Consider the following 13,648-nt stretch of genomic DNA (forward strand, 5'->3'; position numbering starts at 1 on the left):
TAAATTGACAAGACTAGAAAACAAGGAAAGGCATTGGTGGAATCTGACTTGGAGTTATATAGCCCAAGAAGGCGCCTATCTGAGGTACTATCTGCTACCTGTACTCGGAGCACCAACTTTCCTTATTTTTCTATTTTCCACCAACCCCTCGGCCGATACGACTCCTTTTGTCGTCGCCATGCTGCTTTGCAGTGTCGCTGTTCTCGCATTCAACAAAAACGTCAGAAAAGCGCATCAGGTGGATGCAAAGCTCAGAATGTGGACCTGCCTCTACCTCGTCGTACTGGTCTGCAGCTTGGCTATTCTTCTCACAGGGCCTTTTGGCCAAACGTTATTGCTTCTATGTTGGCCCATATTGTCACTACTATGGGGGTTCAGGGTTCTGGTCAGTCATGTATCCGCAACCGACTCGCCCCTATCAAAAAAGCTGCCACAACATAACGAGAACAACCAACCGAGCATTAAACACAGGGAGCTATGCGAAGAAAACGCCCCAGAAAACCATCCCGACTCGGACGGTTCTTGACCCGGGAAGTGGATGTGGAGTTCAAGAGCCGCAAGGACCAGTCGCTCTATGACTTCGTGAAGGAAAACGGCCAGGACTGGAAATTCATGGTGTTGTTGATCGGCGTCTGTGTTGTGCTTACGCAGTTTGGCTTTTTTGACAAATAGTGCCTGAAAAGAACCTCAGGGAGCCTCTGATTAACTGAATCGTGCCCGATAGGCGCCCGGGGACAGTCCGGTGTGTTTCCGGAACAGTCGACTGAATGAACTGACATCCTCATACCCGACAGCGCGGGTAATGGTCTCGAGACTGTCGCGGCTGGATTCCAGGCGTCGCCGGGCCGCTTCCACCCGCAGCAGCTGCAGGTAATTGGTGGGGGTATCGCCGGTCGCGAGGCGGAAGCGACGCAACAGGGAGCGCTCGGTCAAGCCGGCCTGCAACGCCAGGGCCGCCAGTGGCAGGGATTCGTGAAACCGCTGTTCCAGCCAGTCCTGCAACGCCAGGATGGTGTCATCCGAGTGGTAGCGACGGGTTTGCAGGACACTGTAGGGCGCCTGGCTGGTACGCCCGGCATCGATGACGAAAGCCTTGGCCAATTCGCGGGCCACCTGGGCCCCGGCCAGCCGTTCCACCAGATAGACGACCAGGTCCCACCAGGCCATGCCACCTCCGGCACAGGCCACTGGGCCATCCACCGTTACCAGGCTGTCCGGTTGCAGCTGCACCCCGGGGTAGCGCTGGCGAAACTGGCGGCTGAAGCCCCAGTGGGTGGTTGCCCGCCGCCCGTCCAGCAGGCCGGCTTCAGCCAGCAGGAAGGCGCCGGTGCAGTTGCTGGCCACTCTCACGCCACCACATTCACCCACCGCCAACCCGGCCAGCCAGGTCACCAGCGCGCTGTTCTCCGCCAGCACCGCCTCAATCGGCCCGCCAATGGTGGGGATCACCACCAGATCGGCCTCTGCCGCTTCAGCCCATGCCCCGTCTGCCAGCAGACCAATGCCATTGATACAACGGCAGGGAGCTCCATCCCGGGTCAGCAGTCGGGTCTCAAAGTGACGTTGGGGAGCCTCACCGTGAATCCGCGCCCAGGTAACGCCGGCAAGCCGGAACAGGTCGATCACGCCGGTGATGGCGCTGGCCAGGGCGCCGTCAAAACCAATCACGGTGATGGTCTGCATGGTGTCTCCGTAGAATCCGATCATGTGGCGGGATTGGCCAATATTATGTCAGAAATGCCGGTTCCGTGAGAGCAGACAGTGTGAGAGGCTTGGTGCCATGCTCAGTAGCCTCCGGTTCCCGGGGGCTCGCCAAGGACCACACCCGGGACACAACTATGACCGACACCCTGATTGATCGCCGCGACCTGGCGTTCCAGCTATACGATGTGATGGACACGGAAGCCCTGCTGCAGCGGGAGCGATTCCGGGATCACAGCAAGGACACCTTCGACGCCGTCATCGAAACCGCCGACCGGATGGCGCGGGAGACCTTTGCCAATCACAACAGCGCTGCCGACAAGGACGAACCCCGCTTCGTCGATGGTGAGGTGCAGATGCTGCCCGAGGTCAAGCAGGCGTTCGACGCCTACGCCGAAGCCGGCTTCCTTGCCGGCCGTTACGACGAGGCGCTGGGCGGTATGCAACTGCCGGAATCCATCATGGCGGCCTGCAATGGCTTCTTCACCGCCGCCAACCCGGGCACTGCCGGCTATCCATTTCTGACCACGGCCGCGGCAAACCTGATCCGCGTTTTCGGCAACGAGCAGCAGCGCAGCACTTTTCTGCCACCGATGCTGTCTGGCCGGTTCGCTGGTACCATGGCCCTCACCGAACCCCACGCCGGCTCCAGTCTGGCGGATATCCGCACCTCCGCCTCTCCCACCGACCAAGGCCATTACCTGATCAAGGGCGCCAAGATCTACATTTCCGGCGGTGAGCAGTCACTGACGGACAACATCGTTCACATGGTACTGGCGAAGATCAAAGGTGCGCCGGCCGGCGTCAAAGGGATCTCCCTGTTCATCGTGCCCAAGTTCCGGGTCGATGCCGACGGCAACCCCGGAGAACGCAACGGCGTCAGCCTGGCCGGGCTGATCCACAAGCTGGGCTATCGCGGCACCACCTCCACCGCGCTCAGCTTCGGTGACGACGCGCCCTGTCACGGCTACCTGGTGGGCGAGCCCCATCAGGGCCTGAAGTACATGTTCCAGATGATGAACGAGGCACGCCTCGGCGTGGGCTTTGGCGCGGCGGTGATAGGCTACCGTGGCTACATGCACAGCCTGGCGTACGCCAAGGACCGCCTGCAGGGCCGCAAGCCCTCGGAGAAAAACCCGGAAAGCCCCCAGGTTCCGATCATCGAACACGCGGATGTGCGCCGCATGCTGCTGGCCCAGAAGGCCTACAGCGAAGGCGGCCTGGCCTTGTGCCTGTTTGGCGCCCGGCTGATGGACGACCAGCACACCCACCCCGATCCGCAAAAGCGGGAGGAGGCCGGCAAACTGCTGGATCTGCTGACGCCGGTGATCAAGGCCTGGCCATCCGAGTACGGCCCCAAAGCCAACGACCTGGCGATCCAAGTGTACGGCGGCGCCGGCTATACCCGGGAATACCCGGTCGAGCAGTGCTGGCGCGACAACCGGCTGAATCCGATCCACGAGGGTACCAACGGCATCCAGGCCCTGGACCTGCTGGGCCGCAAGCTGTGGCAGGACCAGAGCCATGGCCTGCAGATCCTGCTGCAGGAGATGCAGGTGGATCTCAAGGCAGCCACCAGCGAACGCTGCCAGCCCTGGGCGCTGTCCCTGAGCGAAACCCTGCAGCAGGCGGTCAAGGTGACGCAAACCCTCGGTAAGTCACTGATGGGAGGCGATCCCGATCCAGCCCTGGCGAATGCCTCCTGCTATCTGCACCTGTTCGGCAACATCATCGTGGCGTGGATGTGGCTGCGCCAGGCCAACGCTGCCATCGACGGCCTCGCCTCCGCCAGCTCCGACGCCGACCGCCATTTCTACAACGGCAAACTGCAGGCCGCCCAGTACTTCTTCCACTGGGAGCTGCCCACCGTCGCCCAGGACCTGGTGCTGCTGCGCAATCAGGACAACACCTGCCTCAACATGCAAACGGAGTGGTTCTGATGTCACTGGTCAAGGTAGAAAGGCAGGGGCATATCCTGCTGATCGGGCTCAACCGCCCTGACAAAATGAACGCCATGAACCGGGCGATGTACCACCAGATCGCCAGCGCCTATCACCAATTGCAGCATGACCCGGACCTGCGGGTGGGGCTGGTGTACGCCGAGGGGGATCACTTCACCAGCGGTCTGCAACTGGACGACTGGGCCGGGGTATTCGCCAACGGTTCCGGCATTGCGCCCGGCGAAGGTGAGCTGGACCCGTTCCACATCACCGGTGAGGGCCTCACCAAACCGGTGGTGTTCGCCGCCCAGGGCATCTGTTACACCTGTGGCGTGGAAATGATGCTCAACACCGACATTCGCGTGGCTGCCAGGGGCACCCGGTTCGCCCAGCTGGAAGTCAAGCGGGGCATCTTTGCCTGCGGTGGCGCCACCATCCGCCTGCCCAGGGAGATTGGCTGGGGCAACGCCCAGCGCTACCTGCTCACCGGCGACGAGTGGACTGCGGAACAGGCCTACCAGTGGGGGCTGATACAGGAACTGGTGGAACCGGGCGAGCAGTTTCAGGCCGCCCTGGCGATAGCTGAGAAGATTGCCCGGGCAGCACCGCTGGGCGTCAGCGGCAGCCTGGCCTCCTCCAAGCTGGCGGTCAGCGCGGGTCAGGAAGCCGCCAAGCAGCGGCTGTTCCCGGACCTCCAGCCGGTGATGGCCAGCGAGGATGTGAAAGAAGGTATCCAGTCATTCCTGGAACGCCGGGAGGCGGTTTTCCGGGGCTGCTAGTCCCTCGCCTCAACGCAAGACTGGCCGGGCCCCACGGAGCCCGGCCGTTCAGCGTTTACCAGCGATAGCTGACGTTGGCAACCACTTTGCGGCGTTCGCCGTAGTAGCACTCATCGCTGCCACAGGCCGGCAGGGTTTCGCGATCGGTGAGGTTGCGGACATTCAGGCTGAACAGCCAGTCCGGCAGCTCGTAGCTCACCAGCGCATCCACCAGGGTACTGGACGGTAGCGGCTTCGGCGCCTCTTCCTTGGTGCCGTCATTGGAGCCGGTATAACGCACCCCCAGCCCCAGCTTCAGGCCGTTGTCCAGTCGATAGTCCGACCATACCGACACCTGGTGCTCTGACACCGCCAGGTCCTGTTTGCCAACCTGGGCGGCGTTGGCGCTCTCGGTAACGTCTGCCTTGGGAATCCAGCTGTAGCTGGCATGGAGGTTGAGGTTGTCGACCGGTTCCGCCTGGGCCTCGAATTCGATTCCCCGGATGGTGTTTTCCCCGGTCTGGCGCGGTCCACCGGAACTCCACTCCCACACCACGTAGTCGCTACGGACCGTCTCAAACGCGGCCACGGCGTAACGGGCACGATGTCCCAGAGGCTGGTAACGGGCCCCGAGCTCGTATTGGCGACCGGTTTCCGGCTCGAAGGGCTGCCCGTTCTCCGGATTGATCGTGGTATTGGGCATGAACGATTCGGAATAGCTCAGGTACGGTGCGAAGCCGTTGTCCGCCACATAGACCAGACCCGCCCGACCGGTAAACTCATAGTCGCTGTTGTCACTGCGGCTGTTGCTGTTGAAATCCTCATTGTCCACAGAGGCCTGGTCATAGCGCCCACCAACGGTGACAATCCAGCGATCATCGAACTTGGCCTGGTTCTGCAGGTAGATACCAGACTGGTGCAGCCGGGTTGTCCCATTAATGAAGGGATCAGCCAGTTCGACGCTCGCGCCATACCGGGGTGCGTACAGGTCCAGTGGCGCCACGGTGCCGCCGTAGTTTGCCAGCACGTCCATCCGGGTGTACTGGTAGTCCCAGCCCAGCACCGTGGTGTGGTCCCAGCGGCCCAGTCGGGTCTCTGCCAGCAAGCGGGTATCAACCGTCACCGAAGTGGCTTCCTCATCGCTGGCAAACGGTGTCCGGTTCACCACCCGGAAGTTCTCGGCGGCCGCCGGGTCCGCTTCGTTCTGGGTGACCCATCCGTTGGACCAGATCACACCGTAGTCCAGATCAAAGGTACCGTAACGGGCGTTTTGCTGGACTCGCAGAGAATCGGTCAGATAGTGCTCGAACTCATACCCCAGCATCCACTGGTCCTGGTGGTACCGGTTGAAATCCGGCTCCCCCAACAGGGTGGAAATCGGAATGTCGCCGTTCGGGTTCTCCAGCAGCGTGCCTTCGGTTGGGTAGCCATGCCAGACCGCGCCGGTTCGCTCACGCATGTACTGGCTCAGCAGGGTCAGCCGGGTATCGTCATTGGGCTGCCAGGTTAGTGACGGGGCCAAGAACAGGCGATCATTCTCCAGATCAGCCGTGGACAGTTCGGCGTCCCGCAGCAACCCGGTAACGCGATACAGCCACTGCCCCTCCTGATCCAGGGCGCCCGTGACATCCACCGCCAGCTGTTTGTGATTGTGGCTGCCCAGTTGTGCACGGATCTCGTTGGGGCCATCGCCTTCCGGGCGCTTGCTCACCAGATTGACCACTCCTCCGGGGCCGCCCTGGCCGTACAGCGTGGAGGAGGGGCCTCGCAGCAGCTCGATCCGCTCCAGACCGTAGTTTTCGGTTTTCCAGAGCCCCCAGTTGCCGCTGTTCCGCAGTTGCAGGCCATCCAGATAGAAGCCGGGGGAATAGGCGTCTGCGCCCCGGATGTAGAGCCAGTCGTAGTGCGACTGGTCCCCCCAGGGTGCGGTGTTGACCCCGGGGGCGTAGGTCAACGCATCCGCCAAACTTTCACTGCCGATAGCATCGACAAAGTCCGCCGTCAGCACCGAGATCGACTGGGGCGTTTCCATCAGCGGAATATCGGTCTTGGTGGCTGAGGCGGTGCGATGGGCGACGTAGCCCTCCACCGAACCCAGAGCAATCTCCTGAACCGCTTCGGCACTGATGGTCAGAGCCGGCAGTTGGCGCCGGGAACTCTCCGCCGCGCCGCGCTTGACCGAATAACCACCGGACTCCGTACGGCTGACCACACAGCCGGTGCCCGCAAGCGCCTGCCGGATGGCCTGCTCAACCGAATAGCTGCCCGCCACTCCCTGGCTTTGCAGGCCGCCGACCTGAGCAGGATCAAACGACAGCGTGATCCCGGCCTGACGGGCCAGTTGATTCAGTACCGACGACAGGGCACCGGGCGCAACATTGAACGACGCCTGGTGTGCTTCGGCGGCCGGACTCTCGGCCATCACCGGCACCGCCATGCCCAGGCCGGAAGCGGCAATGGCAACGGCCAGCAATGAGCTGCGGTGAATCCTGATTGTCCCGGAAGGACGAGGAGAAAACGTGACTGGCATTGGAGCACCTCGACGATGAGTTTCGATTTCGATTCGATGTACTACTTAGTCGAAGCGCCCCATGCTCAGGGGACAAGCAAATGCGAATTATTTATCTTCAGCTTCTACCAACGGAGACCCAGTACGGTGTGACCCGGGTCACCTGAAGATCAAAAACCGCCTCCAGCACTTCCAGCGCTTGATCGCTTTTATCGGTCAGGAAGACCCCGGAAACCTCTAGGTTCGCCACCGCATCGTCACAACGTAACAACCCGGGACGGTAGCGAGCCAATTCGGCGAGAAACGCCCGGAGCGGCCAACGGTCAACAATCAGCTCACCACGACGCCAGGCCAGGGCATCAGGCGCCAGCGCCTCAACCTGGCCGGCCCGACTGGCGGTAAAGAGACAGCGCTGGCCATCACCCAGCAGGGCCGGTTCCGCTCCGGACGCCGGCTCAACCACCACCCGATCTTTCGCGACACAGACCTGGTCGGCATCCGCCAGACAGCGCACCGAAAACTCGGTACCAAGGGCCCGCACCCTGCCCTGGTCGGTCACCACCGATAAAGGTCTGACGGCATCCGGACCGGTGGCTACAAACACTTCTCCCTGGTAGAGCCGGATCTGGCGCTGCCGCTCATCAAACTGCACATCCAGAGCAGTGGCCGTGTTGAGGATCAAGGTGCTGCCATCGTCCAGCACCAGCGTCCGCTGTTCGCCGATGTCACTGCGGTAGTCCGCCAACCAGAGGTGACGCTCACGAACGGCGTATCCCAGCGGCAGCACCACACCGAATCCGGCCAGGGCCTTGAGCACGGCCCGGCGACCGACACGGGGCCGGGCCAGCACCGGTGCCGCCAGTCCCGCCGGCACCCGCTCGAAATCCTGGTTCAGCTGACAGGCCGCCTGCCATACCCGCTCGTGCTCAGGGCTTGACTGATACCAGGCCTGGAAAGCCTGCTGCTCATCGTCCGCGAGCGGGCCGTGATCCAGTCGCACCAGCCAGTCCGCGGCCTGCTGCAGCAGTATCTGGCGATCCACGGTCACACCATCAGATCCAGACATAGGACAAACGCCTGTTGCATGTATCGTTTCACGGTTCGTTCAGACACCTTCAGCTGGTCACCGATCTCGGCATAGGTCAGCCCCTCCAGGCGGGACAGCAGAAACGCCTGGCGAACCGGGCCCGGCAGCTGCCCCAACAGTCGATCCAGCCGTTGCAGGGTTTCCAGAATGATTTCCCGTTCTTCCAACGGGAGGGTGCAGGTATCCGCCCGTTGCGCCAGAGCCTCCTGATAGGCCTGCTCCACCGCCCTGCGCCGAAAGAGGTCTATCATCAGGCTGTTTGCAGCCATGCGAAGGTAACGGCGCGGATAACTGATGGAGAAACACTGATCTTTCTGCTGCTTGTGAATGACCCGAAGGAACGTTTCCTGGGCCAGATCCGCAGCCATCTCCGAGCAGCCGGTCTGCCTGCTCAGCCACCGCTGAAGCCAGTCATGATGGCCAGTGTAGAGAGCGTTGATATCCCGTCGTTGTGCCAATTCATCGGCGGCCATAGCCTTCTCCCGCATGCAACATGTCGCGGATTAGAACACAAACAGGAACGATTCGCATCAACAGCTTTTTGATCAGCGTGTGTCGATCATGGGTATTCAGGTGTCACGCCGCCTGGACTGTGTACCAGCCGGCGTGACCGCCAAGGCGATGATCAGAGGGTCTGGAGGTAGGTCGCCACCGCCGCAATGTCGTCCTCGGACAAACCGCTTGCGATGCCGATCATCGGCGAGCTGGAGCTGGCCGGGTCCATATCCTGGAACCGGTTGAGGGCATTGCGAACGTACTCCGCTGGCTGCCCTGCCAGCCTGGGCATGTTGCGGAAACCCTCAGCAGCGCGGCCATGGCAATTGGTGCACACGGAGGCAAACACCTCGGCACCGGCTTCCACCTGCCCGGCGTTATCAGCCTGCCGGGCCTTTGCCTCCTGCTCGCTGTAGTAGACCGCTATGTTGATGCGATCTTCCAGCGTCAGGATCTTCGCCAGCCTGGACATGACATAGTCTTCCCGGGTGCCGTCGGCGAATTTCTCAAACTGCTCGAACAGGTACAGCGGGTGCTGTGCCGCCAGGTTGGGAATGTAGTCCCGCTTTGAGTTGCCATCCTTGCCGTGGCAGGAAGCACAGAAGGTAATCCGCTCAAGGCCTGCCTGGTAACTGGCGTCATGCAGCTCCGGGTTACCCAGGATCTGGTTCAGCTTGGCCATGGCCTCGTTGACGGTAGACTCCGCGTGCGCCATGGACGCCAGACCGAAACATCCGATTATCAGTCCGTAAAACCAGTTCCTTTGAACCATTGAATACCTCGCTATGCTAATGGATAGCAGGTTAGCCCCTCCGAATTGAGACAAACTTGTCTTATATCAATTCATTGCAAGAAAGCGTCCCTGGGAAAGCGACTTCAACCGACGTCGGATCAAAGTGGCTAATTCCTTACCATGCTAAGCATATTTCATTTCCCATCAATGGCAATCCAACCCCATCGCACATTGGCGCTTCGGTAATGCCTGGCCTACCCTTTAACTGATCACTTATTAACCACCCAGTTCTGCCGTAATTTGATACTCGGGCGGGCGGAAACGCATTTGGATCATCGACACCTCGACCCGCCTACTTACGCAAATCAGCAAACAAGGAGCCAATCAGATCCCTGCCAACAAGTGACCACAGCATGGACCGACGGATTGGACTCATAGGAGGAGCCCTAATGAAACACCCCCATACCCTGTTCGCATCGTCAGCTTTTCTCGCGTTAACTGTCTCAGGCGGGAGCGTTTTTGCAACCTGTGTACCAGAGCCATACATTGGCTCAGTTTGCACAACCGCAGCCAACTTCTGCCCGAGGGGCTATAAAGAGGCTGCCGGGCAGGTACTTCCTATCTCCAGCTATACAGCCCTGTTTTCATTAATCGGAACACAATATGGTGGCGACGGCAGAAGCACCTTTGCTTTACCTGATTACCGTGGACGCAGCGGTATCGGGCAGGGCACTGGTCCAGGCCTGCAACCAGTGCGGCAAGGTAACATGGCGGGCAGGGAGTTCATTACCCTAACTCTGGCCAACCTGCCTACACACAATCACGCCGCCTCGATCACTAGCCTCGGCAATGTCGACGTCACCATTCCGGTGCTACCGAATTCGGGCAGCAATACCGTGACCCCCTCTTCCACACAGAACTACCTCGCCGCTTCACCAGGAGGACCCAGTGCAGCAGCGATATGGGCTGCCGCAGCCTCAGATCATCTGACCAATGTAGGAGGCGTAACCACCAGCGTCAGTGGTTCCGGTACTGTGGCGGTAGGCAATGCCGGCATGGGCCAGGACTTTAATAACCGACCGCCCCAGGTTGCCATGCGTTATTGCGTTGCAATGACCGGGATTTTTCCACCCAGAGACTGAAGTCAGCGGCTCAGATCGATTGAGCCGCTACAGTTCGCAACCAATAGGTGATCTTCGTCACACAATGGAACACAAAGACCACCACATTCACCGTGTCCGAGCCAAAAGAATTGACTAGATTTCATAAAGCGCTCAAGCGCACAACCAAAGGGAGGCCACATACCTCCCTGTCCCTGCCACGACTCGTCTGTCACCAGTTCTGAAACGGGCCCAGGCAGAACAACGTAGTTCACGGAGAGCTCATGATAGCCCCAAGGCAACCCGGCGTTGCGGTATTTGATCCAACACTGCCAGACGTGAACGTGCTTGCGTCTGCTGCAATGCAGCAGGGGCTGGTCCCCATTTACCTCGCCCAGGACTGCGATAGCCTGACCCGGCTTGTTCATCAATTGCAGGCTTTGGGAGGAACACAACAACTGCACGTGTTCTGCCACGGCGAGCCAGGCAAATTATGGCTCGGCACGACATATCTCGATCAGCACCAACTGCCACTGCGGAGTGGCGATATTCAGCAACTCGGTCAGTGGCTAAGCCATGGCTGCCTTCTCTATAGCTGTGAAACGGCGCAAGGTAAAACTGGGCGGCAGTTTGTTGCACAACTAGCTCAAGCATTGGGTAGCAACGTATTAGCATCTAGCCATTCGATTGGTCGCACCCACCCCTACAACTCAAACTGGCAACTCGATTATGGTGCCCAAAGACTTCAGCAAGAAGTTATCAAGGTGCCGGATTATGCCCACCAGCTGGCCGCCACCACCTTGACTTTTTCCTCCAATGATGGAGACGCCCTGGACGATGACCACATCGCAACAGATGGAGAAGGCGGCTCCGAAAACATAGATGGCATTGAGATACAAATATATAGCATTAATTCAAGTATAAACCGGGTTGGGAGTAGTGAATGGTTCCCTGCTTCTGGCGCTGGTGGTAACACACTAAACTCTTCCGACGGTTTTAGTGGTATCACTACAGATTTTCTAGAAGGCTACGGTGGTGAAGTATACGGCATGGTCGTTAAGAGCAACGGCTCTGAATTCAAGTTTAATGGTTTCGATTTTTACGATTGGGGCAACCAGACCGGCGAAGCGATGAGCATCGCTGCCTATCGCGATGGCGCCATGGTAGCTGGTAGCACCGTCAGCTTTAATGCCAACAACAACACTTCTCGTGTTAACCAAGATGTATCCGGAAACACCAATTATCAAAACGTCGATGAGGTACGGATATTCTTTAACGATGGTGCGGGCTATGCTGCCATAAACAACATCATCATTGATGATGCAATTTCGCCGAACACGCCACCAAGCTTAGGCGGAACGCCTGCTGACGATACCGCCATCGAAGACGTCGCCACCGCCATTGACTTATCCGCCTATAACATTACTGATGCCGAGCTTGATGATCCCATTACGCTGACTCTGAGCGTTGATCGCGGCACCATCGCGGCGCTGGGTGGTAATGGCACCGCCAGTGGCGTCACCGTCGCCGGCTCGGGCACCAACAGCATGACACTGGCGGGGGCGGAAGCGGATTTAAATATCTTTCTCGATAATACCAGCAACATTCTCTATACCACCGCCTCAAACGACACCACCGCCGCCACGCTGACGGTGACTCCGAACGATGGCACTTCCAACGGCACGGCCGATACCGTCACCATTAACATCTCTGCCGTGAACGATGATCCGACGGTAACAGGGTTGGCGAGCGACATTACGTTTACGGAAGATACCCAGGGCAATGTGGATCTGTCTGCGGCGACCTTCGCGGATGTGGACAGCAGCAACGTCACCGTCACCCTCACGGCCAGCGAAGGCACCTTCGCGACCCCCGCCGATGGCGCCGGTGTTGGCGGAGGTGTCACAGAAACACTGGTCAACGCCACTACCATCACCCTGGTTGGAACGGCTGCAGACATCAACACCTACCTGGACACGGCCAGCAACATCCAGTGGACGGGAGCCAGCAATGACAGTGGCAACGATGCCTCCACTTTCACTGTCACGGCCAATGATGGCGATGGCTCGGGTGATGTCGCCCACGGCACCATCAACGCCGACATCACCGCCGTCAACGATGACCCGACAGCGACAGGGTTGCCGACCGATCTCACCTTTACCGAAGACACTCAGGGCAATGTGGATCTGTCGCCCGTTTCGTTTGCGGATGTGGACAGCGCCACCCTCACCGTGACCCTCACGGCGAGCGAGGGCACCTTTGCCGCCCCCGCCGATGGCGCCGGTGTTGGCGGCGGCGTCACAGAAACACAGCTCAACGCCACTACCATCACCTTGGTTGGAACGGCTGCAGACATCAATACCTACCTGGACACGGCCAGCAACATCCAGTGGACGGGGGCCAGCAACGACAGTGGCAACGACGCCTCCACCTTCACCGTCACCGCCAATGATGGAGACGGCTCGGGCAACGTTGCCCTCGGCAGCGTCAACGCCGACATCACCGCAGGTAACGATGCGCCAAGTTTGGATGCCGCTCAGTCGCCGGTATTAACCGCCATCGACGAAGACGCCGGTGACGACGATGGCTCTGGTGCCGATGGAGATGACGACGGTGCCAACAACGCCAATAACCCGGGCACCAGCGTGGCAGCTATGGTGGTCGATGGCTCGATTACCGACGTCGATGGCGGTGCGGCGGAAGCCATTGCCGTGACTCAGGTCGATAACACCAATGGTATTTGGCAATACAGCACCGACAACGGCACCAGTTGGAATAACTTTTCCGGCACCACTGGCAGCAGCGTCGATCTTACCGCGACAGCACGGTTGCTCGATGGCAGCTTGGGCGGCGGCAGTACTCAGCTAATTCGCTTTGTGCCCGATGCTAACTACAGCGGCACAGCCACCATTACTTTTCACGCCTGGGATAAAACCTCCGGCAGCGCCGGCGGCACCGCAGATGCCTCAACGGTTGGCAACGCAACGTCGTTTTCCACCGCCTCAGATACCGCCAGTGTGACCATTAATGCGGTGAACGACGCACCGGTATTTACCGGTCTGGATGGTACACCCAGCTATACCGAAGGCGCCGCGGCGGTGCCGCTGGATGCCAACGCCACCATCAGCGATCTGGAGCTGGATGCTTTAAACGGCGGCAACGGCGATTATTCCGGCGCCAGCCTTACGATTGCCCGCAATGGCGGCACCGATGCGTCGGATCTGTTCAGTGTGCTCAGCGGTGGCAATTTGACCGTCGCCGGCGGCCCCAATGGCGGTGGCACCGTGACCGCTGGCGGTAACGTAATCGCCACCATCGCCAACAC

The 13,648-nt window shown here is 59.8% G+C and carries 10 protein-coding genes; 5 read left to right on the forward strand and 5 right to left on the reverse strand.

Translation table 11 applies throughout. The features are described from left to right. The first annotated feature begins 522 nt into the window (after nucleotides 1-522). Entirely contained in the window at nucleotides 523-672 is a 150-nt protein-coding gene (locus MLD24_RS03135) for a hypothetical protein (protein ID WP_248163868.1), read from the forward strand. 30 nt (nucleotides 673-702) lie between these two features. On the opposite strand, the gene MLD24_RS03140 is transcribed toward MLD24_RS03135, so the two are convergent. After that, the gene (locus tag MLD24_RS03140) at nucleotides 703-1,683 is read right to left on the reverse strand and encodes a GlxA family transcriptional regulator (protein ID WP_248163871.1); all 981 of its coding nucleotides are present in this window, start codon (nucleotides 1,681-1,683) and stop codon (nucleotides 703-705) included. A 155-nt stretch (nucleotides 1,684-1,838) separates the two neighbouring features. Here MLD24_RS03140 and MLD24_RS03145 point away from each other — a divergent pair, with 155 nt between their 5' ends. Together MLD24_RS03145 and MLD24_RS03150 are read left to right on the forward strand one after the other, a co-directional pair. Next, complete coding sequence (locus tag MLD24_RS03145) at nucleotides 1,839-3,641, forward strand: acyl-CoA dehydrogenase (protein WP_248163874.1); 1,803 nt, start codon at nucleotides 1,839-1,841, stop codon at nucleotides 3,639-3,641. Continuing rightward, complete coding sequence (locus MLD24_RS03150) at nucleotides 3,641-4,420, forward strand: crotonase/enoyl-CoA hydratase family protein (protein WP_227174849.1); 780 nt, start codon at nucleotides 3,641-3,643, stop codon at nucleotides 4,418-4,420. The genes MLD24_RS03145 and MLD24_RS03150 overlap by 1 nt, the downstream gene beginning before the upstream one ends. A 55-nt stretch (nucleotides 4,421-4,475) precedes the next feature. Here the strand turns inward: MLD24_RS03150 and MLD24_RS03155 are convergent, their stop codons facing one another. The 4 genes from MLD24_RS03155 to MLD24_RS03170 all read right to left on the reverse strand — a co-directional run bounded on the left by MLD24_RS03155 (nucleotide 4,476) and on the right by MLD24_RS03170 (nucleotide 9,172). Then, complete coding sequence (locus MLD24_RS03155; RefSeq protein WP_248163877.1) at nucleotides 4,476-6,872, reverse strand: TonB-dependent siderophore receptor; 2,397 nt, start codon at nucleotides 6,870-6,872, stop codon at nucleotides 4,476-4,478. Nucleotides 6,873-7,026: 154 nt separating this feature from the next. Beyond that, nucleotides 7,027-7,974: a FecR domain-containing protein gene (locus MLD24_RS03160; RefSeq protein ID WP_227174845.1), complete on the reverse strand. Its 948-nt coding sequence runs from the start codon at nucleotides 7,972-7,974 to the stop codon at nucleotides 7,027-7,029. After that, nucleotides 7,953-8,468, reverse strand: coding sequence for a sigma-70 family RNA polymerase sigma factor (locus tag MLD24_RS03165; RefSeq protein WP_227174843.1), 516 nt, complete (start codon nucleotides 8,466-8,468; stop codon nucleotides 7,953-7,955). Before MLD24_RS03165 ends, MLD24_RS03160 begins: the two co-directional genes overlap by 22 nt. Before the next feature lie 152 nt (nucleotides 8,469-8,620). Then, nucleotides 8,621-9,172, reverse strand: coding sequence for a c-type cytochrome (locus MLD24_RS03170; protein ID WP_425562330.1), 552 nt, complete (start codon nucleotides 9,170-9,172; stop codon nucleotides 8,621-8,623). Nucleotides 9,173-9,672: 500 nt separating this feature from the next. Between MLD24_RS03170 and MLD24_RS03175 the strand changes: the two genes are divergently transcribed. Together MLD24_RS03175 and MLD24_RS03180 are read left to right on the forward strand one after the other, a co-directional pair. Next, on the forward strand, nucleotides 9,673-10,365 hold the full coding sequence (locus MLD24_RS03175; RefSeq protein ID WP_248163885.1) for a phage tail protein: 693 nt from the start codon (nucleotides 9,673-9,675) through the stop codon (nucleotides 10,363-10,365). A 242-nt stretch (nucleotides 10,366-10,607) separates the two neighbouring features. Continuing rightward, nucleotides 10,608-13,648 (forward strand): DUF4347 domain-containing protein (locus tag MLD24_RS03180; protein ID WP_248163888.1); only part of this gene is annotated, 3,041 nt, incomplete at its 3' end.

It is taken from the genome of Marinobacter xestospongiae, assembly GCF_023156385.1.
Lineage (GTDB): Bacteria > Pseudomonadota > Gammaproteobacteria > Pseudomonadales > Oleiphilaceae > Marinobacter > Marinobacter xestospongiae.

Coding starts and splice junctions, on each gene's coding strand:
- MLD24_RS03140 (WP_248163871.1), bottom strand. CDS start 1,683: ATGCAGACCATCACCGTGATTGGTTTTGACGGCGCCCTGGCCAGCGCC.
- MLD24_RS03145 (WP_248163874.1), top strand. CDS start 1,839: ATGACCGACACCCTGATTGATCGCCGCGACCTGGCGTTCCAGCTATAC.
- MLD24_RS03150 (WP_227174849.1), top strand. CDS start 3,641: ATGTCACTGGTCAAGGTAGAAAGGCAGGGGCATATCCTGCTGATCGGG.
- MLD24_RS03160 (WP_227174845.1), bottom strand. CDS start 7,974: ATGTCTGGATCTGATGGTGTGACCGTGGATCGCCAGATACTGCTGCAG.
- MLD24_RS03165 (WP_227174843.1), bottom strand. CDS start 8,468: ATGGCCGCCGATGAATTGGCACAACGACGGGATATCAACGCTCTCTAC.
- MLD24_RS03170 (WP_425562330.1), bottom strand. CDS start 9,172: ATGGCCAAGCTGAACCAGATCCTGGGTAACCCGGAGCTGCATGACGCC.
- MLD24_RS03175 (WP_248163885.1), top strand. CDS start 9,673: ATGAAACACCCCCATACCCTGTTCGCATCGTCAGCTTTTCTCGCGTTA.